The organism is Caballeronia zhejiangensis (assembly GCF_000698575.1).
GTDB classification, from domain to species: Bacteria; Pseudomonadota; Gammaproteobacteria; order Burkholderiales; family Burkholderiaceae; genus Caballeronia; species Caballeronia zhejiangensis.
Genome location: NZ_JFHD01000038.1, coordinates 41,973 through 63,637 on the forward strand (window position 1 = coordinate 41,973; position 21,665 = coordinate 63,637).

At 54.6% G+C, this 21,665-nt stretch carries 15 protein-coding genes and 2 pseudogenes; 8 read left to right on the forward strand and 9 right to left on the reverse strand.

What is annotated here, in order from left to right; translation table 11 throughout:
* Positions 1–58 precede the first annotated feature (58 nt).
* Together BG60_RS40225 and BG60_RS36450 are read left to right on the forward strand one after the other, a co-directional pair.
* Complete coding sequence (locus BG60_RS40225; RefSeq protein ID WP_051627191.1) at positions 59–598, forward strand: hypothetical protein; 540 nt, start codon at positions 59–61, stop codon at positions 596–598.
* 275 nt (positions 599–873) lie between these two features.
* Positions 874–1,341 carry a MarR family winged helix-turn-helix transcriptional regulator gene (locus BG60_RS36450; RefSeq protein ID WP_051996704.1) on the forward strand — a complete coding sequence of 156 codons (468 nt, stop codon included), beginning with the start codon at positions 874–876 and terminating at the stop codon, positions 1,339–1,341.
* Between the two features lie 146 nt (positions 1,342–1,487).
* On the opposite strand, the gene BG60_RS30065 is transcribed toward BG60_RS36450, so the two are convergent.
* On the reverse strand, positions 1,488–3,293 hold the full coding sequence (locus BG60_RS30065; RefSeq protein WP_033536606.1) for a methyl-accepting chemotaxis protein: 1,806 nt from the start codon (positions 3,291–3,293) through the stop codon (positions 1,488–1,490).
* Positions 3,294–3,948: 655 nt separating this feature from the next.
* A complete protein-coding gene (locus BG60_RS30075; RefSeq protein ID WP_033536605.1) occupies positions 3,949–4,647 on the reverse strand; it encodes a pirin family protein in 699 nt (232 codons plus the stop codon).
* Positions 4,648–5,319: 672 nt separating this feature from the next.
* Here BG60_RS30075 and BG60_RS30080 point away from each other — a divergent pair.
* The 4 genes and pseudogenes from BG60_RS30080 (at position 5,320) to BG60_RS30095 (ending at position 9,575) form a co-directional block, all read left to right on the forward strand.
* Positions 5,320–6,195 carry a hypothetical protein gene (locus BG60_RS30080; RefSeq protein ID WP_174447756.1) on the forward strand — a complete coding sequence of 292 codons (876 nt, stop codon included), beginning with the start codon at positions 5,320–5,322 and terminating at the stop codon, positions 6,193–6,195.
* 15 nt (positions 6,196–6,210) lie between these two features.
* Positions 6,211–7,173: a carbon-nitrogen hydrolase family protein gene (locus BG60_RS30085; protein ID WP_051627189.1), complete on the forward strand. Its 963-nt coding sequence runs from the start codon at positions 6,211–6,213 to the stop codon at positions 7,171–7,173.
* Between the two features lie 176 nt (positions 7,174–7,349).
* Positions 7,350–8,227 (forward strand): annotated as a pseudogene (locus tag BG60_RS30090) (phenylacetaldoxime dehydratase family protein).
* A 445-nt stretch (positions 8,228–8,672) separates the two neighbouring features.
* Complete coding sequence (locus tag BG60_RS30095) at positions 8,673–9,575, forward strand: aspartyl/asparaginyl beta-hydroxylase domain-containing protein (RefSeq protein WP_033536604.1); 903 nt, start codon at positions 8,673–8,675, stop codon at positions 9,573–9,575.
* A 104-nt stretch (positions 9,576–9,679) separates the two neighbouring features.
* Here BG60_RS30095 and BG60_RS30100 read toward each other — a convergent pair whose 3' ends face one another.
* The 3 genes from BG60_RS30100 to BG60_RS30115 all read right to left on the reverse strand — a co-directional run bounded on the left by BG60_RS30100 (position 9,680) and on the right by BG60_RS30115 (position 14,689).
* Positions 9,680–11,134 carry an esterase/lipase family protein gene (locus BG60_RS30100; RefSeq protein ID WP_140401988.1) on the reverse strand — a complete coding sequence of 485 codons (1,455 nt, stop codon included), beginning with the start codon at positions 11,132–11,134 and terminating at the stop codon, positions 9,680–9,682.
* Between the two features lie 5 nt (positions 11,135–11,139).
* Complete coding sequence (locus BG60_RS36455) at positions 11,140–13,554, reverse strand: hypothetical protein (protein WP_051627188.1); 2,415 nt, start codon at positions 13,552–13,554, stop codon at positions 11,140–11,142.
* A gap of 304 nt (positions 13,555–13,858) precedes the next feature.
* Positions 13,859–14,689: a polysaccharide deacetylase family protein gene (locus tag BG60_RS30115; RefSeq protein WP_140401989.1), complete on the reverse strand. Its 831-nt coding sequence runs from the start codon at positions 14,687–14,689 to the stop codon at positions 13,859–13,861.
* Positions 14,690–16,373: 1,684 nt separating this feature from the next.
* On the opposite strand from BG60_RS30115, the gene BG60_RS37360 reads away from it, so the two are divergent.
* Positions 16,374–17,312 carry an AraC family transcriptional regulator gene (locus BG60_RS37360; protein WP_075583584.1) on the forward strand — a complete coding sequence of 313 codons (939 nt, stop codon included), beginning with the start codon at positions 16,374–16,376 and terminating at the stop codon, positions 17,310–17,312.
* 80 nt (positions 17,313–17,392) lie between these two features.
* Complete coding sequence (locus BG60_RS30125; RefSeq protein ID WP_235366275.1) at positions 17,393–17,842, forward strand: SDR family NAD(P)-dependent oxidoreductase; 450 nt, start codon at positions 17,393–17,395, stop codon at positions 17,840–17,842.
* 104 nt (positions 17,843–17,946) lie between these two features.
* On the opposite strand, the pseudogene BG60_RS37365 reads toward BG60_RS30125, so the two are convergent.
* The 4 genes and pseudogenes from BG60_RS37365 to BG60_RS30140 form a co-directional block, all read right to left on the reverse strand.
* Positions 17,947–18,174 (reverse strand): annotated as a pseudogene (locus BG60_RS37365) (transposase domain-containing protein); the annotation flags it as partial.
* Between the two features lie 131 nt (positions 18,175–18,305).
* Positions 18,306–19,313: a site-specific integrase gene (locus BG60_RS30130; RefSeq protein WP_034473714.1), complete on the reverse strand. Its 1,008-nt coding sequence runs from the start codon at positions 19,311–19,313 to the stop codon at positions 18,306–18,308.
* A complete protein-coding gene (locus tag BG60_RS30135; protein ID WP_034473715.1) occupies positions 19,306–20,268 on the reverse strand; it encodes a tyrosine-type recombinase/integrase in 963 nt (320 codons plus the stop codon). The genes BG60_RS30130 and BG60_RS30135 overlap by 8 nt, the downstream gene beginning before the upstream one ends.
* Positions 20,265–21,665, reverse strand: a 1,401-nt coding sequence (locus BG60_RS30140; protein ID WP_241484909.1) for a tyrosine-type recombinase/integrase, incomplete at its 5' end; no start/stop codon positions are given. The genes BG60_RS30135 and BG60_RS30140, both read right to left, overlap by 4 nt.

Genomic DNA, 21,665 nt, shown 5'->3' on the forward strand with positions numbered 1-21,665 from the left:
GCGGCGACGTATACAGTTGTGCTTCTCGCGTTTGCGGGGTTCTGGCAGACTGGTCTGCATGAACCCGCCGGCCGACCTCGACGACCTCAGTCCAGAGCAGTTGCGCGCCCTCGCGCCGCAACTGCTCGCCGAGGTCCACTCCAAGGATCTGGAGGTGACGGAGAAACGGCGAGAGGTCCGTGAGCTAGAACGGGAGCTGCATTACCCGCAAACTCGCATCGACCAACTGACTCACGAGATCTACTCATCGCGCCAACGACATCTCGCAATTGCTTCCGCACCGTTGGGCGCCCACCATTGGTTAAGCATTCGTACCGAAACCAGGTGCGCAGACAAGCAGCTACCGGCGCGCGGCAACGACTCTAAGACCAAGGGAGGAAGCCAGCGCTGTCGCCTCCTCTTGCGTCTGGCAGCAATCAATCCAAAAAGCGGTACCCGCAACGGCAATTGCGTAGGGCAGGACATCGCTGCCGCATTCATCCTGCTTGTAGATCACCACTTCCGCACCTGCCTCGAGGAAATCGGTCATCTCAGCCGGGCACTATGGGAAAACCTTCGCAACGTGGTTGGTTTGGGCAACGGAAAGAGGCATGGATAACTCACAGGAATCGAACGATCCGAAAGAGAAATTCGGGTACACCGACACGCTATCACATCGAGTCAGTTTGGCAACCTGATGGGCGTTGCGACTACAGGCCGTCTAGATGCCTTCCCTGGGCGCTTACGATGTAACTGAAAAGCCTGCAATCAATTGGCGCGTCAGCGAGCGTTCGACATGCGCCTAGATGCACTTGCTGTGTTAAGCTGCGTTCGCCTTACAGACCGAAGTTCTATCGGCTCAAAAGGCTTAGTTTCTTGATACTGGATGCAGAGATGGACCTCGATTTCCTTCCTGAGCATATCGTTCATCATTACCATTTGCTCAATTTTGATCTGGCGCGTTTGCACGCCAGACTTTTCGAGGGAACACCAATCGAACGGCGCAACGCTAAGTTGACCACACTCGTTGTCGCTTCCCTCAATCCTGGTGTGACTCAGTCCGTTTTTGCAAAGCTAATTGGGCAAGACAGCTCTGCAATGACGCGGATCGTGGATGACCTTGTCAGCGACGGGTTACTGGTGCGGGCACCTTCTCCGCACGGTCGTCGCGCAATTGCCCTCGACATTACTGTGGAAGGTCGTGCGGCGTTGGCTGAGTACAGACAGATCGCGAAGCAGTGCGAGCAGGAATTCACTGCGCCGCTCACGGCGGAAGAAAAGAAACAGGCGTTGCATATTCTGCGCAAGCTTCGTCGATATCACTCTCCCTGTACTGACGCGATCGGACAAGACGGCACTTAGGCTCAAAGCACCGCATCTTGCAGTTAAAGGTTGAGTCGACACGCTCTCCACTGCCGCGCCGATTGTGCATTCGTTTGACGAGCGCGAGTAAAGCGAAAAACGCTTAAGGCGGTTTGTTCCTCTCCGAATCCGTTTTGTACGGCTTTTTACGCGATGCGAAAGCGGCCAACAGCATCCGTCAACTCGGTCGCTTGCGATTGCAGAGCGGAAGCGGCTGCCGCCGATTGCTCAACAAGCGCTGCGTTCTGCTGAACCATTTCGTCGAGCTGAGCGACAGCACGGTTCACCTCGTCTATACCTCGGGTTTGTTCGTCCGCAGCGTTAGTAATCTCGCTCATCATTCTAGTGACATTCGTTACGCGGCCGACGATCTCGTTCATGGTTTCGCCAGCCTGCTGCACCAGCGATGCGCCTGCCGTGACGCTAACGACGCTCGAATCAATCAACTCCTTGATCTCCTTGGCAGCTTGGGCGCTTCGCTGAGCAAGCGTACGTACCTCACCTGCGACAACGGCGAAGCCGCGGCCATCTTCGCCTGCACGTGCCGCCTCAACCGCGGCATTCAGCGCAAGGATATTGGTCTGAAAGGCAATACCCTCGATTACACCGATGATGTCGCTGATTTTCCCCGATGCGCCTTCAATGGTCCGCATGGTTGAAACGACGTCCGCGACTACCGAACCGCCCCGAGACGCTGCAGTTGCAGCAGTCGCTGCGGTCTGGTCCGCCTGGCGCGCTGCACTTGCGGACTGCTTCACAGTGGTCGTGATTTCTTCCATGGACGCAGCAGTTTCCTCAAGACTTGCAGCGGCCGACTCAGTGCGCCGAGACAAGTCGTGATTTCCGGATGCAATCTCATCCGCCGCATGGCGTACAGCGTCGCTGGTGTCTCGGATTTGCACCATGACTTCGTTAATCTTGCCTACAAAGGAGTTGAACGAGCGGGCAATTTGAGCGACTTCGTCGTCACCAGCGGCAGGCAAGCGCTGCGTCAAGTCGCCCGTGCCTGAGCCAATAGCCTGCATCGCGTCGCGAATCCGAGCGAGGCCTTTAAAGGCTGCGCCCGTGACGGCGCCGATGATTGCTGCCGTAAGGAGGGTCATCAGTGCCAACGAGCCGAACGATGCAAGCAAGGTGGAGTGCATGCCCGCATTGGCTTCCGCTTTATCAAGCGCTACTAGGGTTACCCAGTCGCTTCCTGGTACCGCACGTGCGCGCACCAGTTTGGGCGCACCCCCGACGGTAGCTTCAAGGGTCGGGGCATTTGCGTCCGCGGCGGCAGATGCAAGTGCATTCGCCGATAGTTCGGGCGCAACGTCAGTCGTAGGCTTAAGCGTAAGTTTGGCGTCGGCGGCCGCAATGATGGTACCGGTTCGGTCGACCAAGAGGCCAAAGCTCGCGGGTGTCGGTTGAATCGATTTGACGCTTGCAACCACGCTGTCCATAGCAACGTCGCCCGACACGACTCCTTTGACCGCACCGTTGCGCACAATCGGCGCAGCGAACGTCACAACCAGTTTGCCAGTTGCGACGTCTACATAGGGCGGCGTAATGACCGGCCTATTTGCTTCGACCGCCTGCCGATACCATGGTCGTCCGGTCGGATCATAGTCCCCAGGGATACCGGTTGCGTCTGCAAATTTCGCCGTTTTGTCCGCATACCCGGCGTACACGTTCGTAAAGCCGCCCGACGCCGCCAATTGCTTGAACGCAGGTACAGGATCTGCACTCAACGCAGCGTCTTCCACTGACACGATCATTTTCGTCTTTGATGCAACCCATTCCTCGATGCCAACTTCATGTCCGGTGAGTACGGCACCTAGCGCGTCATGAATGGTTTGGGTGTTGTACCGTTGAGCAACTAGGTAGTTGACCCCCGTATTGACCGACAGAGCGCCGACGACGATAGACACTGATGCGGCGAGGATTCGATTGCGGATGGAAGAGAACATGGCACCTTACGTATTAAGAGAGAATCTCTCCGTTAACGACAGGTCGCGACTGCTCTTTACGATAGCGTTTCGGCACGCATGCACGGGCTTTCTCAAACGGACGCACGAAAACAGTTCAAGTGCCTTTTCCCCGCGTTGCCACGCACCGTTGATCCTCTGGGTGAGCCTCGCACAAATACAAATGCTTCAAAGAGTTATCGACGAAGTAGCCTTTGTGTATGTCGTGACAGTAATACACCTCAAGGTCTTAAATTATTTTGGACAATTGGGCCAAATTTTTTTGCAGACGGACGCTGCTGGCAAGAAATGTAGCCCACTCGAACACCGAGAAAGTCCCTTTGAACTGAAGGAACTCTCATTTTTCAGAAAGTGAGTGGACAGCCGAGGAAACCTAAATGTGAATGCCGAACACTGTCGGATGAAAACTGCGCGCGTGACGGCACTTTTAGCGCGAGCGGGTCGCGTCGTTCGTCTTGGGTTCACCACTTAGACTGAAGCTCGTGAGAGCGAGCGCATGTCCGGCGGCGATCGGTGGTTCCCCAAATGAGCGGTGACGAAAAAAACTGCAAAGCGAGCAATCTGCTTTGCAGTTTGAGCGCATGGGTCGGCCGACAATCCTCTTGGGCCAGTCGTTCCTCGTCAACTCGTGTTTGCCTCAAGCGAGATCGAACAGTAGCACTTCCGAGCTCTCTCCTTTATCAAGAGTCACCTTAGTCGTGTCTTCGATCTTGGCAGCGTCGCCGGCCTTCAATGACTTGCCATTGACGTTCACGTTTCCTCGCGCCACATGGACATACACTCGGCGGCCGGCCGGCACATCGAATTCTGCTCGCTCGCTGCCATTGAAAAGTCCTGCGAAGATGCGCGCGTCAGCGCCAATCTTTACCGAACCGTCGTCGCCAGCTGGAGACGCAATCAGGCGGAGCAGGCCACGCTTTTCCTCTTCAGTAAATCGCTTCTCTTCATAGCCAGGTGCGTTCCCGGGAACATCCGGAAGGATCCAAATTTGCAGAAAGTGTGCAGTTTCCGTCTCGGACCCATTGAATTCGCTATGCTGCACGCCCGTACCCGCGCTCATACGCTGAACGTCACCAGGGCGAATCGTAGAGCCATTGCCCATGCTGTCACGATGTGCAAGCGCGCCGTCGAGCACGTAACTCACGATTTCCATGTCACGGTGCCCATGGGTGCCGAAACCTTGTCCACCAGCTACGCGGTCTTCGTTGATAACTCGCAACGCGCCGAACTGCATGTGCTCAGCATCAAAGTAGCCGGCAAACGAAAAGCTGTGATACGAATCGAGCCATCCGTGATTGGCGTGACCTCGTTCGTTACTACGGCGAATTTCAAACATGTTTGTCCCTCTTGCTCAAGGCGTTGATATCCACTACCAAGAATTTAAACGTCCCTGATAAGGGGAACAACGCGCACAGATGCACTACACCATCCCGCCAATCGGTGTAATCGAGGGGGCAACTATCCTTGCCAAAAAGCCGGTTCGTTATGCGAACCTAAACTCGAACGGCGACCTACTTATTATGTCGGGAGCGAACGACACACGACAACTCCATGGGCATATCCACATTGCGGACTGACGAGGCCAATACCGAAGCCCTGCACTGAATTAGATTTTTGTCTGCGGATGGGGAGAATAGGTAAGCTCCACGTCCGAATTTTCGTCACGACCCGAACGATCAAATCCAGCAAGACTTTTGAAGGCCAGAAGCGGGAAGCCTCTTCCTCAAGTTAACCAAACATTCAAGCGTCTTAAGGAGGCCAACCGTTAACCCTGAAAATGTTGCGATGCGAAAGACTTCTAGCCGATTTCGTTCGCTCAAATGGTACATAAAAAAATCAGTGTTTTCAGCAATTTATCTCAATTTATCCAAAGAATGTCCGGTTTTTGTGACTGCAGGTTTCCTGTCGCCTAGCATCTCTACTTCGAACAAGAGCTTGAGCTCGAGGAGGAGGCGATGAAGATGCGAAGTGTCGTGTCAGATCGCTTGTCGCGCTCTTCGGTTTGGTAATGGGCGTGACGACCGTGTCGTACACAGGTCAGACATATTCGCTCTTCTTTCTCACGCAGACGCTGCACCTCGACATTGGAACGGCGAGTTTCTTAAGTGGGACTGCGTTGTTGATGTGTCTCCCCATCATGTGGACGGCCGCGGCGATCTTAGACCGGATCGGTCGCAAGAAAGTGATCTTAACTGGCTGTCTCCTGTTCGCACTGACATCGTTTCCAATATTTCATAGCATCACGCACTTTGCCAATCCAGCGCTCGAGTCGGCGACGGTCCCTAATCGGGTGACAGTCCGTGCCGCCGCTGGTGAGTGCAGGTTTCAGATTAATCTTTTAGGTAACACACCTCCTGTTGGCGAATGCGACAAGATCAAAGAGGCGCTTGCTCGTGCCGGCGTACCCTACTTAAATATCACGGATGAGTCGACTTCGGTGCCGAGCGTCCAAATAGGTCAAAAGTTCTTACAAGGCTACGATGCGCAGGCGCTCCAAAGTGCGATCCGTGCCGCTGGTTACGCTCAGAAGGCGGACCCCGCACAAGTCAATAAGCCGATGGTTGTAGTAATGCTGTTGATACTCTGCACCTATTTCGCAATGGTCTATTCGCCGCTGGCTGCAGCATTGGTTTCGATGTTTCCTGTCAGAGTCCGCTATACCGCTCTCTCGTTTCCGTATCACCTAGGAAACGGGATTTTTGGTGGATTTTTCGCTGCTGTGGCATTTGCGATGGTCACTGCAACCGGCGACATCTATTTCGGAATTTGGTACCCAGTGGTTTTCGCAGCATTGACACGCATAGTCGGTGCTCTTTTTCTCCGGGAACATGCGCAGCAGGAAGAGAGCCCGACAACTTCGACACGTGCAGCAGTAAAAAATTGAAGCAAGGAGAAACTCATGCCGAAAAATCGTCGCGTTGCAGTCGTTCAAGCCGCACCTGTTTCCTTCAACCTTCCGGAAAGTCTTGCTAAAGTACGAGATCTAACTGAAAACGCAGCGCGCCAGGGCGCCCAATTGGTCGTCTTTCCGGAAGCGTTTTTGTCGGCCTATCCGCGAGGCATAACGTTCAACACGGTCGTCGGCCACCGTGACCCTGAAGGCCGCGAATGGTACCGCCGATATTGGGACAGTTCCGTCGACATCCCTGGACCGGCAGTAAAAACGCTGTGCGATATCGCGAAGGAGAATCGCGTGCACCTCGTGATCGGGGTGATTGAGCGCGACGGAGGAACGCTATATTGCACCGCGCTTTTCCTTGGCCCGGATGGCGCTTATCTTGGAAAGCATCGAAAACTCGGACCTACGGGGGCAGAGCGTCTGGTATGGGGGCGTGGCGATGGCTCCACCATGCCCGTGTTTTCCACTGAGGTGGGAAAAATCGGCGCATCGATTTGCTGGGAAAACTATATGCCGCTTTTTCGTGCCGCGATGTACCAAAAGGGAGTCGAAGTTTTGTGTGTTCCCACGGCCGACGGTCGCGAGACATGGCTTCCTACAATGCGACATATCGCGCTCGAAGGGCGTTGTTTCGTTCTGTCCAGTAACCAATTCGCTCGACGTTCGGATTATCCGGAGGACTACCTGGCGTTCCAGAATCAAGCGAGTGATAGCATCGTGACTGTGGGCGGTAGCTGCATCATCGATCCCTTGGGAAACGTGCTAGCCGGTCCAAACTTCGATGGAGAAGCTGTCTTGATCGCAGACATCGATCTTGACGACATTACACGAGCAAAATTTGATCTCGATGCAGTCGGTCACTATTCTCGACCGGATGTATTCCGGCTGCTAGTCAACGAATCGAGCCAAAAGCTCGGCACGCCTGGTTGGCCTCAATCTCCGACGACGGAGAGTGAAGAATGAGCTTTCACTTTGAGTATCCACGAGTCATTGACCCGAGGCGTCCGGGAGACTTCAAACCAGCTACGCCAAAATATCAAGTTCGCTGGCGCACTCCGGTGACCACCATCGTTTGCGACTACTTAGCGATTCAGAGGAAGTCAGACGATGTCGCTGCCGAGCAAGCCTTCTTTGAGCGGATGCGTGCCGCCTATGGGAGCGTATACGGACCCGATTGTTTTGAAGAGATGCGCGAAGTCGACGCAGAAGGAGTGGTCAACTCAATCGCTGTCGCATACTGGACTGAACTGACGCGTTTCGCACTTTGGAAGAACTCAAACCCGGTCAATGCATGGTTCAAGTCGGCCGATCGTGAGACGGAAGGGTGCGGCTATTGGCGAGAAACACTTGCTATTCCCTATGACAGAATGGAAACTATCTTCTCTGAGCCGTACTATTCCGGTGGTGTTGCTCGTACGAACGATTGCGAACTGGAGGCGATGTATGTCGCGGGGTACTTCGGTCAATGCGCGACCGACTTCCGATTTCAGCGATCGACGAGTTGAATTCGCCTTACGGCGACAACGTACCTGTGGGCAACTTTAGGGACAGCGCGCGCAAACGAGTTCGCGTGGATGTACCACCTAACGTCGTGAGCATTCGGTCGGGACAGTTTTGGGCACAAGCTAAGGGAGAGCAGTTTGACGACTACTATGAAAACATGCGCCCAAAACTCGAGACTGGAATGTCGTATCTCTCCGAACACCCGGAGGAGACTGGATGTTTGTCGATGCGTCATATCACTCATCTGAACGAGAAGGGCGACGAACTCAGGGAGACATGCAAGCACGTCTACATCCTCTCGCTCAAGCATCTCGAGGACTGGACTGAGAGTCACAAAAGCCATCTTGATATTTGGAAACATGCGTTGGCCATGCGTCGTAAATATGGCGCGGAAAGAGATTTTGTGTCGTGGCATGAGGTCTTCGTCATTGGGACGACCCCATCTTTCGAATACGTGAACTGTCACGCCGGAACCGGCCTTCTCCGCTTCGCAGACATCTGGGGCACCTTCTAGAGAGCGCTTAATTCATTTGACTTGGGCGCGGGGCGAGGGTGCCACGTCCACAAGCCGCCGTGCCTGTAGGATCTTCAGCTTTTTGATGCCCGCTGCCGTTGCGTCTTCCCCTCGTCCTAAAGACGACCATCCTGCTGCTCATTAATGTACAAAAACCCTGTCCAGTTGGACCGGACAGGATAAGTACTTTCAGAGCCAGAGGGCCTCCCACTTGAACAGGCTAATTGTATAGTTTTTCTAAACAATAATTAGCGCGGACCCGTCGTCGGGGGGCAGCGTCGCCCTAAAACATATGCGGATTCGGCAACGGGTTAGCACCTGCTGGTGGGAGCTTTCGCAGGCTCCACGAAGGCGCTGACCGCTTCTCTGCACCAATGCGTTGTTCCCTGCAGGTCCCTACAAGAGGCCATATACTCGGGACAATCAATTCGCAACGAGCAGAGCCATGCGTTGGGCTTTTCTAATTTTTTTTCTAACGTGTGCTGCCTACACGCACTTTCGAGGCAGGGCACGGCACGGCAGTTTCTTCAGGCAAATTTTTGACCATTCCACATTTACTGCGCCAATAAACTGTTTCGCTTATTTGTTCTCGAAGGTACCGAACACACCTTATGTTTCACCGGCGGCGTTCACCGAGTTGGCCATCCTGAGAGCTAACTGGCGTGTGTTTCGTGAAGAAGCACTGGCTCTCGAAGACGCGAAACGCATTCAAGCTGCGGAAAAATACAACGATATCGGCTTCAACTCCTTCTTTCGGACGGGATGGAAGCGCTTCTATCTGAAGTGGTATGACGAACCTCATCCGTCTGCCTCGGCATTGTGCCCACGTTCGGTGGAGATACTGCAGAACATTCCCTCGGTCAAGGCGGCTATGTTCGCTATGCTTCCCGCCGGGGGGAAGCTTAATCCGCACCGAGATCCCTTTGCAGGTTCGCTGCGATACCATCTTGGTCTGGTTACACCGAACGATGAGGGCTGCGCGATTGTGGTCGACGGGATTCCCTACTCGTGGCGTGACGGCGAGGATGTGGTATTCGACGAAACCTACATGCACCACGCGGCAAACACCACTAACGACGATCGCATTATCCTTTTCTGCGATATTGCACGCCCAATGAGGTACTGCTGGACGCAGAGTGTCATCAATGTTGTCGGCAGCTTTCTAATGCGCTCCGCGGCGTCACCAAATGAAATTGGTGACCGCACGGGTGGCTTGAATCGTGCGTTCCGTTACATCTATGCCGTTCGACGTGCCGGGAAGTCATTGAAAGCGTGGAACCGCACAGTCTATTATGTAGTGAAATGGTGCTTGTTCGGCGGCGTCGCTTTAGCCATTTTCTGGCATTGAGACGACAAGCATGAACGGGCATAAAAGGAGGCTCGGCGTAGGGCACGGTTCGGGATGACTTTGCGTTCCGGTGGAGATACCGACCGCTTTCTCCGTATCGACGTCTATGCGCCGTTGCTCTCTCCTTCGGCAAGCTCAAACCAGGTGGTGAGTCTGTCAACCGTCCTCTCGTGAGCGAAGTAGTTGCAATGATGAACCGCGTGCTCGCGCTGAAATTCAAAACGGTCGTCCTTCAGAACTTGGAGCCCGGTTGGGGTGACGAGGCTGCTGCTAGGCACATACATCGAAATGGTATCAACCACCATGTCATTCGATCCGGGGAAAAGCTTCTCCGATACGTTGTGGGCGACTTGCCATGGCATTTTTCGAATGCGCTCCCAGAGCGTAAGAGCTTCCGTGCCGACTGCTGGAGCATAATCCGATGTGATTACGAAGGTTTTGACGGATGCTAAGGAACGGGAGGGCGTATTCCAGAGTCTGTTCAACTCTCCATTGTTGCTCACTCTTGACATGCTATTGAGACCCGGCACGAGTCCGATAGCAGCGTCGGCAAAAGGTGTGGCGGAGAATGCTCCGGTCACTCCACCCAACACGCCTGCGAGTCCGCTTGCTCCCATCATCAGGCTGCTAGCGAATGAAGGCACCGCCGCTGCCGATGCCAACCCCATGCTGATGACCTTCGAGAAATTCGCGAAATAGTCGAGCAAGTAGCGGATTCGATACGGTGAGGCGAGACTTGTGCCTTGTAGGGGCGACGCCACTGCTACCATGCGCTCCACCTTGAACTTGGTAGTGCGCAACCACCAACTTGCCACCAATCCTCCGCGGCTGTGACAAATAACGTCTATCGGCGTTGACGAATCAAGCTCTGCTTGGCTCAATGCAAACTCCAAGTCGATTGCGTTGAGAACCGGGCTAACATGCAGAGTTGGATGATCGAAAGAAACAACGTGACTGTACTTCTTCTCGATAGCTTTTAGAAAGTCGAGTCCGTGCGTCGTTGCCGAAAATTCTTCAAAATACATATCTCCCTTGCTAAACGTTCCATGAATGAACAGGAGTATCCGGGACGCCTGTTTCAGCCCCTGCTGCGCAACATAGTCTTCGCGAAGGATTCCGTCCGCGTACTGACGTAGCCCTTGACGGGGCGTCAGCAACCGATCAAGCCCTTCAAGCGCAGCGTTTACTTTGTTGACGCCGATCTCGGCTACGGTGGTGCTGGCTACTACGGACCCTGCCTTCTGACTCGCGCGATATTGACCCCTGGCAGAACTTCCTCGGATACCAGTGGTTGTCAGACCACGTTCCGCATGGGTGGACTCATAGTCCCAATGCAGGAGCCCCTGACTGTCTTCTACCAACCGAACTTGGGCAGTGGGTGCCCCCAAGTTTGCGGAACCCCGACGCCGTAGCTTTTGAGGCGACTGGATCGTTTGATTGCTAGCAGAGGTCGCAGCGATGGCGTAAGTGACGGTCGCGCTTTGCGCGAGCGACACGTTCGCCATGTTTTGAAAGAGAGCGGCACTCGCAGCTGAATTCTCTTCTGCTGATGTAGTCATCGTTTTCAGACCGCATGTAGCGGTAAGGGAGTGATCTGGGCCGCTCTTGCACTCAGAAGATCTATCATGTAGTCAAAATCTACTGCGTCGGTGACATTTCGCGCACCCGTTAGCATAGCTCGTTCGAAGCCTTCCGAGGCCGTAAGAAGAGTTGTCTCCAATGCAATTAGCTCGCCGCTTTCGAGATAGCTAAGTATTTCCTCGGACGACGATGAAAGAAACATCCCGTTCGTATCTGCGTGAGAATTTACTTCCCAGTCAGTTGGATCGGTATCGCCTCGACGATCCATTCGAATAAAACTGTCGTGTGCTTCGGGACTGCGCCAGTAACCCACCAATGCATGAGCTTCGAAGACGAAGATGACGGGGTAAATGTCGACTAATTCCAACGCTGCCGCGAACAACAGCGCTAGATCTACACACGTGCCCCATCCGCCTGTAAGGACCATAGTAGGAGTGCGCAACCGTTGGCTATCGGACTGCTGGCTGTATGCGGGAGGTGGGTTGATATAGCCGAGACGATATTCGTGCAACAGCGCAGACCAAATGGCTCGCACTTGTAGATCGACTCCAGCGACGTCAGAGGCCTGGTACCCGTCAAACCCGGCCATCGGATCGTCACGCAGAACACGAACATACTTCTGCGCGTTTAGGATCAATCGCTCTGTCTCCGCGTCACGAGGAAATACAAAAGATGCAAGGGTGTACGCGCTTCCCTCAGCGAAGCGCCATTGGTCGGCGGGGAGCAGTCGCGTAGGATACGTATCGCTGTGCAGAACGCGGTCGCCTTTTGCAACCGTTACGGAAAGAGTGGTCGCCACGCTCTCGCGGCATGAGCGTGAGAGCGGTGCCGTCAAAGGAAATTCAATCTTCTCTCGAAGATCTTCGAACGGCGCGGTGATACTGAGGGTAGTTCGATAACACAACTCGCGGTCTTCGCCGTTCAGCTTCACCTCGAGGTCGACATCAGAGAGTTTCTGCCCTTTACCTAAATAAATTCGAAATCGGCTAAAAGGGTACTGTTTTTGGTGGAGCTGTGCATAGTTCAAACCACCTTCTGGCACCTTAACATCAATGGAGAAGCCATCAGGCTTGTTCGGCGATGCCGGCAGGCATTCAATCTCGGTCGTCTCTGTCGGCTCTGCCAGAGCGCGCGCGTTGGCCCGCTCCAGATCCTCAACGTTTGACTGTGACGTCCAAAACACGATGCCGGAACCATTGAGGCTGAACTTCATTCGCAACACGGCTTGCCAGCCTCGTACGTGTGCGAGCGCCACGGCTCCCTTCGTTGCCACCAAGCCGCGATAGAATTCGTCGAAGTATTCTTCTGCAAGTCCGTCATCGATGCTGTCTTGAAATCCAACTGATGTACACACTTTGCCTAGGCCAACCGCTGACGCCGCAATCTGTCCGGAATGGTACAAATTCCAGCAAACCAGAAAGGGCTTATGCTGATCGAAGAGCTTCCATAGTCGATCCTGAGAGACTAGGTCGATTTGGGCCTGACCTCCCTGCAGAACAGGCGAGTCTTTATGTAGAAGGGCATACCCGTCAAGTTCGACGACTGCGCGTGGCCTAAGAACGTCGGGGTTATCAGCGAATCGCATCTGGTTGATTCGCATCTCGTGTTCCCGGGTGTACGGAGTTGCCGTCAGCTCGATCGCTTGGCGAATGTCGCAGCCTGCAAAGTGGACAATGTCGGGTTCAAATGCCACGAGTTCTTCGACAATTTCGTCGAATGTCGGTGTCCACAGCGTCTTAAAGCAATCGGTGTCTGGAGACGAGGTGTCTGACTTTGTCTCGGATGAAGTCTCGGAACAAAAGATCTCGTAAAGAAAGTCGCGCTCAGATTTGAGGTGGTATTCTGAACTAATGAAGCCTGGGGCTGAGAGTACGACAAGTATCTTCCAGTCGCGCGGATTTTCTGGAAGTGATGTCCGTCGCTGTGCACCGGGTTTGCTCCAATGACGGAGCACGGGTACTCGATGCTCTCTTTCGGATTCAGCCGGCCGATAGGCTTGGATAACCGAGTCGACGACAAATTCCCATGGCATCACACGCAGATGCGTGTTGTCGTGCTCAGAAGTCGAATGCAGGTCGACCTCGATTGCAATCGGCAGCGGTCGATTAAGGCTGAAAGCATTAGACGTTTCGAAATACTCGCTCCAAAGCTTCATGGCACGAGACTGCTGTGCTTCCTTTAGATACTTTGTTCCAGACCAACGTCCTCGATTCAAGAGAGCGTATTTCCACCACGCCGCTTGCTGTTCAACATCCGGTTTCTTCGAGAACAGTTCTGAATTCGATTTGATCGAGCACGGCCCCGTGTGGCAATCGTAGGGAAGCTGAATGACGACAGGCGTCAGGGCACTGCTCCGCTCACGGACAATTGAGCAGGCGTCGTCATCGGACTTTTCCATATGTTCATACCATTTGCGTTAACTTGGATGAATCGAGCGATCGTCGAAGCAACTCGGCGAGTATTCCACACTAAGCGACACATGGACAACCGGCGGCGGTATGGCAAAGAGTTGGTGAGCGGGAGTCTTTCACTCGGGCAATTGGCGACGGACTGCAGCAGCTAAGCGGCTAGCGGACGGCGCGACACTCGCTTGAACGTTTGTTTTGTGGCAAAAGTCCGAATGTCGCTTTGTTACGAGAATTCGAATTGGCGCAATATCTGCGTATTCGACACGAAAGCAGCTGTGTCACTTTTGCACTCGGTCAGCTTTTTGCGACTTGTTCCAGCGTCTTAAACTGAGCACTGTTACCAGTTCGCACGCGTTCAACAAAGCGCTCAAGCATGAGCAACGGCTCGAGATGGCGAAGTACCGATAGCTTGACCCAGAACGTTATGTTTGCTTCGCTCCCACTATCGCCGAGGTATGCAATCTGAGATTGCCAGACCTTGATGATGTCTGCTATGTCACGCGTGCCATGGTGGTCGCCACTGTGCTTGAACTCGTGCGCGCTGGAAAGCTCGTCGAGACACCAATTGGCGGGAATTGTCATGACTGCTGTCTCTAGGTTTCGGTGAACATCGCGTCGCCACGGATGCCCAGCTTTTGCGTCAACGAGGTGCCAGCGCTCACTCGACCGGATTTCAGCGCAGGAGTAGTAGCCATACCGCCTCGAAAAAGAGTACATGAAGGCATATGTACGCCAAGCGCCGCGCGCCGTCGGTGTTGCCGCGATCGTGGGCTCGGTGAACCCCACGGGCGCACGCCCACTTAGGCGGATAACGCTCGCGATATTTTCGCTCATCCAATCGGCTTCGAGAGAGGCTTCAGAGGCGTCTGGGATTCGGACGGCGATTTCATGTCCGCGGATGACAACCTCATGAATTGGCAGCAATTCGATGGAACGCGTATTGACGAACCACGTAGACCTGATGGCATACCTATGAAAAAGGTCAAGTATGGCCAGCACGTTCGTCTGTGATTCGGACGATTGCAGCAGGTCTGCGCCTGAAAGCGCTCCTGATGCCGTCGATTTGTCGTGCGCACGGACTATTTCCGTGTCAATGCCAAAGGAAATCGAAACACGTGCTTTCATGATGTTGGTTCTAGGGTCCTTACCTAACACGTGACGGTGCTGGCGATGCGTAAGCTGTCTCAAATCAACTATTTCTCGATTGATAGAAGCTCCGACACCAACGCTAGCTACTCTCGATGTGGCTAGCGGCGTAGCAAGGCCGCGAGTATTTCAGGCCCTCGCCTTAGTACCCGGTCGGTTCGAGAAGCGGCACTGCGAGGACGAGTCGCTGATTCGGCGCCTACTTCTGGCGTAAGGATGCTTACGCGGCCGTGAAGACAAATCCAGTCCATTGACATACCGTTACCGTCATCGACTTCTTGTATCCAATGTGCCTTGCAGTGTTTACATTCAAAGTGTCGTACTGTGATGACGGGCCTGCCGAGCGAGCGCAGCCGCGAGCCTTTTCCAAACGGAACCAGTTCTTTGTGTTGTGAAGGGTGTATCTGATGATACATATCACTGCATTGATCGCAGAGATCCACGTTATGCATCACCTTCATTGAGAACATTCAACCTGGCATTTGACAACCTGGCTGGTAGGCAAATCGCACGTTGTGCAAGATACCACTGCACAATATTCAATTCAGCTTAGCGCATCATATGACAGTTACGAGCGGTGCGACAACGCTCGGTACAGGTCATCGACTATATTCGTCGATAGGCGGAGAGTAAGAACTCCGAGTGACTTCACGCCTTGAGATTGGCGGCGCAGATGTATCGATCCCTGCTTGCTGAACCGGCGAAATTTGGATTGACGAGCTTCCGGCCGAGATCGCAGAAGCAGCGGGCGGGTTCGTTGCCTCTAGATGCTGGCCTGCGTTGATAGTGGGTTCGGTTGCGTGTGCAGGGACGGATGAGTTTGGCGCGAACGCTGCAATAACAAGCATGAGCATTGAGCAACTGATAAGGCGGTTCATTTCCTTGTACCTCGACGTGGAAAGTCGACATCGCGTGTTTCACATCGTCAACACGACATCGTCTTGCTTGGTTGTTTCGAATCGCTAACGCACTAGCGTCGGCGGCTTAGCGCAGTCCCGCTCGCCGGCGCTAAAACAACGGTTTCGGTGTTCTCCCGAGAAGTGTATAAGCCCCTGTATGACAAAGAAATCTGTCAAACTAGCTCGTGCTCGCGTGCTGATAAAGATCCAGGCGACACTACGCTTTTGTAAAGGTTATCCGTTAGTCATCGAAATTTCGCGGAACGTTCGACGTTTGAAGAGAATCGTCGATAACTCGATGATTTATTAAGGGCTTCTGTGTACTACGGTGGCGAACGAATGTCGGGCTCTCATAGATGTGTCAAGATGCGAAGCGGTTCGTATGTCGACAATCTCCTGATGATCTGGATGTCTGGAAGGGAAAAACAATGGCGAATGAAGAGTCTATCCGCGGCTATGTTCAGCGTTACCTTGACGAGGTGCCCGCGTTTACTCAAGACAGGGACAAGGCCATTCATGCTGGTTGCGCGGTCCACGATTATGTATCGGTCAACGTCAAGGACGCTGGTGGCCATCCCACTGCGTCGTTGACCCGGAACTACGCTCACCCGCGCGAGAATTGGCGCCCTTTGCGCAGTTCGTTCGATATTTTGTTTGTCAGAGGACACTGGAAGGTTCGCTGCTCCTCAGGCTTGCCTGGCGGAGGCTTGGATTGAAGCTGGCTATTCCTAGTTTCAACATGTCGCACCGGTGTAGGAAATAACGTGGACGCGCTTTCAGACTTACTCTCGACGATAGTGACCCGTAACGCCCATTACGCTGGTCTGCAAGCGGGAGGGGAGTGGGCTGTCGACTTCCCCGCGCCGAGTGGATTGAAGTTTGTCGCCGTGGTGACCGGTGAATGTTTGCTTCAAGTGGTTGGGGAAGTTCCGGTGCTGTTGTCGGCAGGAGATTGCTTTTTGCTCGCAGAGCGCAAGCCGTTTCGACTTGCAAGCGATATGTTGGCACCGACCGTGGACGCAGCAAGCCTGTTTGCTCAAAATCCGGACGGCGTGGCGCGGCTTTGCGGATCGGATGTTTTTCTTATCGGTGGCGAGTTCGACTTCTGTGAAGAAATCGAGCGAGCCGTTGGAGAACTCGAACCTGCGACGGTTGTGCGCGATGGAACGAGTGAAGCCCCAGTGATCCGATGGGCGTTAGATCAACTCTCTCGTGAGCTTGCATTTCCATCGCTTGGAACCGTTTTGATGCGTCAGCACCTAGGTCAAATTCTCCTGCTACAAGTCTTACGCGTTACCGTAAGTAGAGACGGAGACCGACCACCGGGCTGGCTGGGCGCGCTCCGGGATGAGAAGTGTCGTAAGGCGATTGAGGCCATTCATGACCGCCCACACGCAGCTTGGAGCGTAGAGTCTCTAGCTGCGGCGGCTGGCGTGTCACGATCGACATTCGCATTCCAATTTAAGAAAAATGTAGGAATGGCCCCTCTCGAATACGTTATTGAGCATCGCATGCGCCTAGCGCGACGACACCTTCGTCAGAGCGAACGACCAATATCCTGGATCGCTGAAAAGCTCGGCTATGTATCGGATAGCGCCTTTAGCAGTGCGTTCAAGCGGAGTGCATCTTGTTCGCCAACAGACTACAGAAAGCGTGCGAGGAATGATCCTGGCTCCGAGGTCACGATGAACGTGATGCGTTGATCGATTTGCTTTTGGACGATCGCGACAAAATCTCGGACGGTAGTGCATTCCGCTGATCGCTCGGAGCAGCGAAACTCGTGATGTCATACAACCAAGTGCACATCATGAGCGAATTTTCGAAACAAGTACCACTGCAATCTGGGTTCGGGGAAGCGACGAACGCACGGGAGGTCGTGGCGGGGCTCGATTTAGCAGGCAAAACTGCCATCGTTACTGGCGGATCCTCGGGCTTGGGGTTTGAAATTGTGAGCACCCTCGCTTCGGCAGGGGCGAACGTTGTTGTGCCGGCTCGCAATACGGCCAATGCTGAGCGAGTACTTCTCGGCATAAAAAATGTGAGCGTTGCCGCATTGGATCTCCTCGATCCAAGCTCAATCCAGTCTTTTGCGCGCAGCTTTCTGTCGAAGGGATGCTCACTTGCCTGGTTGATCAACAATGCTGGCGTGATGGCTGCACCTCTCCACCGCGACAATCGCGGCGTTGAGCGTAAGCGGCTCGGCTGGGCCGTGTCCTCATGCGCGCGCGAGTGAGGCAAGATGGTGTTGGTGATGGCGTGATGGAATTCGTGTCGATCACGAGAGATCGTGCCCACGATTGGCGATCATGGACACGATCTATCCAAATCTATTTAGATCTAGCCGGTTGATAGTGTGAGCGGGTTGGCTGGTTTCAGCTTGTCGGCCACGTTCCAGGGTAGCAGTTCGTCGATGCGAGAGATCTTGTGATCAGCGATGTGGGTCAGGACGTATTCCAGGTAGGCACGCGGGTTAATTTCGTTGAGCTTGCACGTTCCGATCAAGCTATACATCGCGGCGGCCCGCTCGCCCCCGCTGTCGGAGCCAACGAACAGATAATTTTTGCGTCAATGCAATTATGTGCATTGACGCAATAATGCACAGCTGCAAATTATGCGGAGTTACTCATTGTCGAAGAGTGCCCTGCGAGTCGCCGACGCGATCCGCAGGGATTCGCGGTTCGGGGAGCTACGCATAATTACAGCGACTCAAGGAACTGGAGGATGCGGTCCGGTGGTCGATAACGACGGTTCTTCACTTCCGGTGGCTGAATCCTGCTCAACGCTCGCTGCTTCATCGTGAGATCGGCCTCCATATAGCAGTGTGTTGTCGATGGGCTTTCGTGTCCCAGCCACAAGGCGATGACCGAGAGGTCGACGCCTGATTGAAGTAGATGCATGGCAGTCGCGTGACGAACCAGATGCGGAGAAACACGTCGTTTGGCGAGTTGAGGACATTGGTCCTTCGCGCGCGTTACGGCAATTCTCATTCGATCGGCGACATTGGAGCGTGTCATCGCGTTTCCCGATCGATTTGGAAAGAGCCTCTGACTTGATGCATCCTGGATCTGCGGCAACCACCCCTTGATGAGCCTGGCCGTGGATCGCCATAAAGGCACCGTTCGTTCCTTGCGTCCTTTGCCAACAATATGAACGAAGGGTGATGTACCCAGCACGACATCACTGATGCGTAGTGCCAACATCTCCGAGACGCGCGCCCCCGTGTTATACATCGTTGCCAGCAGAACCCTGTCGCGTTGACCCGACCAGGTGTCTGGGTCAGGTGCCGTCAACAGTTGCTGAATCTCTTCACGTGACAGGAATCCGACCATAGGTTTATCGCACCGCTTCATCGGCACGGAGAGTGCGCGCTGTATAACGGCCAACGACGCGACGTCACGGTGTGCCGCGTACTTCAAGAACGAGCGCAACGCTGCGAGTCGAACGTTGCGGGTCCGCGTGCTGTTGCGCCGCTCAACCTCGAGATGTCGCAGAAACGCCAAGATTAGCGGCGCATCCATGTCCGACATCTTCAGATCAGTTGGGCACCTGCCAAGGCGATCTGATGCGAACTGAAGAAACAGACGAAACGAATCGCGGTAGCTCGATATCGTCTCCGGGCTCACCGCGCGTTGCTGCATCAACCGTTCGACGAAGAAGTCCTGCAGGAGCGTCGCGAAGGAAGGAACTAGGCAGGCTTTAGTCATGACGTACCCCTTCGGCAAAGCACGCAAATTTCCGGCTCACGATTTCCATGAGATCGGGAACCGCAGTCAGATACCAGTAGGTATCGCTCGGCTTCACGTGCCCCAGATATGTCGACAGCGCAATCATCCGGTTGTCGACGTTCACGCCGTCCCGATACCACTTGAGGATGCACCGGCACACGAACGTGTGGCGAAGATCATGGATTCGAGGCAACGCGTGGTCACCCCGAGAAGTCCACCCGAGTTGCTCGCGAAGGCGACCGAACACCCAGTGCACCGTTCGGGCCTGCAACTTCCTTCCATCAAGATTCACAAAGAACGAATCGCACGGCTCTGCGGCGACGACCAGCGCACGGCGAGCAGCGTAACGCTTCATGGCCAGAGTTACGGTAGGATGCATCGGAATAAGGCGCGACTTGTGAAACTTCGTCTCGCGCACCGTGAGCGTCCCCTCAGCAAGGTTCACGTCGTCTCGAGAGAGATTGATGGCTTCCGAGATACGCAAGCCGGTTGCCGCGATCAAACCAAACAGCGCTTCATATGTAAGCGGTCTTATCGAACCGACGGGTAACATCGCCGCCGACGCCGTGAGGAGTTCGCCGAGTTCCCGCTCCGTGTAGATGTGCGGCGCCAGACGACGATGGGCCCGCCCGCACAAGTCGCGTCGCGGAACAACCGTATCGGGATAGAACTGCCTGAGGTACTTCGCGAAGGGGCGCACTACCTCGATCCGACGCGCCCAGGTGATGGACCTTTGGCTTGGTGTCGAGTGTGCCCAGGCAAGGGCCATACTTTCGGTGATCGGACCGCGATCGTGCGCCGTATCCGCGAAGCGGGCGAAGTTCATCAGCACCTGCCCCGAGATCGCAAGGTCGAAGCCGAGACAGCGTCGCTCTGCGAGATACGTTTCCACCAGCGATACCATTGTGTGTGCCGATTTGACGGGACGTTTCATGATTCGCTCCCCGGCCAGGGAAGCGCCACGGCCTCCAGGCTTCGCAGGTCGATCTTCGTGTAGATCGCGGTGGTGTCGATGCTCTGATGGCGCATTACGTCAGCCACTTCCTTCAACGACGAGCCGGAACGAAGCAGCCGTCGGGCCACGCTGTGCCTCAGAAGATGGGTTCCAGATTGTTTAGTCCAGCCGCAGCGAACATATGCGGCATGCACGGCCTGATGGACGCGCCCGGTTCCCAACGGAACGTCGGCGGGTGCGTAATGCCGGACAAAGAGAGCACGGGAGGTCGCCGTCTTCCTTCGGGCTAACCGGATATAGTCGGCGATCGCACGACCTGTTGGCTCGGGCAACGGAATGACGTAGCCCCGTCGCGATTTGGTGCGACGGATTTGCAGCGTGCCTTCGCGCCAGTTTAAATCGTCGAGTTGGATTTGCACGACTTCCGCAGCCCGCAACCCGAGATCAGCCAGACAGCGCGCCATTGCGTAATCACGTAAGCTGGACGCAGTCGCGAGATCGAAGGACTTCAGGAACTGCTCAATCGCTGCATCCGAAAGCGTTTCAGGCAGCGCCGCCAACCTCCATCCAGCCACGTTCGGTACTGCCGCGATCAGGTCTTCGACCTGATCGTTATATTGCATGGTCCTGAATCGCAGATAACTGCGCAACGTCACGCCCGCTACGTGAGCGGCTCCAGCATTGCACCCGTCAGGGTAGCGCGTAACGAAACGACGGATATCCCGAATCGTTAGCTGCTCCATGTCGATGTGTTTGCGACCAAAGCGCTGACGCAAGAAATCGCGAATGATTCGACCACGCTGATATCGCGTGCATTCGGCTAGGCCGCAAACGTCCTTGAGGTGGTCAGTAAAGCCACACACCTCCTGTTGCACCGAATCCGGTTCTGCCTGCAGAAACCGAGGGACATTGCACGCGCCCAACACGACCAGCAAATGCCGAAGTGCAGCACTCACGTCTGTCCGACACCTCGGAATCGGATCTGGGCAGGTACATCGCCGCAAATGGTCGTTCACGAACCTGAAGACAAGTCGATCGTCGACACTTGCTACGGCTATACGGTGTGTTGTAAGCCAATATGCAAAGTGCGCGGCGCACCTCACGTAGCGGTTGACGGTGCCGGCCGCGTAGCCGGCATCAACAAGATATTCGCAGTAGCGCTCTGCGAAAGGAGAAAGGACGCTGCGCCACAACCACGCCTGAGGCTGCGGTCGAAGAGGAACCAAGCCGATCATGATGATTCTCCTGAATGTGTAACAACCCAAACAGGAAAGCATCTTTTTTATGTGCAGTTTGCTGCACGCCACAGATCCCTGCAAGGCGCGTCGCACTGGCGCGCGTGACGAGCCGTACGATGCAAACTCCGCATAATTTGC

Bases quoted from the DNA above. Each gene is read 5' to 3' on its own strand.
- BG60_RS40225 (WP_051627191.1), top strand. From the start codon at position 59: ATGAACCCGCCGGCCGACCTCGACGACCTCAGTCCAGAGCAGTTGCGC.
- BG60_RS36450 (WP_051996704.1), top strand. From the start codon at position 874: ATGGACCTCGATTTCCTTCCTGAGCATATCGTTCATCATTACCATTTG.
- BG60_RS30065 (WP_033536606.1), bottom strand. From the start codon at position 3,293: ATGTTCTCTTCCATCCGCAATCGAATCCTCGCCGCATCAGTGTCTATC.
- BG60_RS30075 (WP_033536605.1), bottom strand. From the start codon at position 4,647: ATGTTTGAAATTCGCCGTAGTAACGAACGAGGTCACGCCAATCACGGA.
- BG60_RS30080 (WP_174447756.1), top strand. From the start codon at position 5,320: ATGGGCGTGACGACCGTGTCGTACACAGGTCAGACATATTCGCTCTTC.
- BG60_RS30085 (WP_051627189.1), top strand. From the start codon at position 6,211: ATGCCGAAAAATCGTCGCGTTGCAGTCGTTCAAGCCGCACCTGTTTCC.
- BG60_RS30095 (WP_033536604.1), top strand. From the start codon at position 8,673: ATGCGTTGGGCTTTTCTAATTTTTTTTCTAACGTGTGCTGCCTACACG.
- BG60_RS30100 (WP_140401988.1), bottom strand. From the start codon at position 11,134: ATGACTACATCAGCAGAAGAGAATTCAGCTGCGAGTGCCGCTCTCTTT.
- BG60_RS36455 (WP_051627188.1), bottom strand. From the start codon at position 13,554: ATGGAAAAGTCCGATGACGACGCCTGCTCAATTGTCCGTGAGCGGAGC.
- BG60_RS30115 (WP_140401989.1), bottom strand. From the start codon at position 14,689: ATGAAAGCACGTGTTTCGATTTCCTTTGGCATTGACACGGAAATAGTC.
- BG60_RS30125 (WP_235366275.1), top strand. From the start codon at position 17,393: ATGTCATACAACCAAGTGCACATCATGAGCGAATTTTCGAAACAAGTA.
- BG60_RS30130 (WP_034473714.1), bottom strand. From the start codon at position 19,313: ATGACTAAAGCCTGCCTAGTTCCTTCCTTCGCGACGCTCCTGCAGGAC.
- BG60_RS30135 (WP_034473715.1), bottom strand. From the start codon at position 20,268: ATGAAACGTCCCGTCAAATCGGCACACACAATGGTATCGCTGGTGGAA.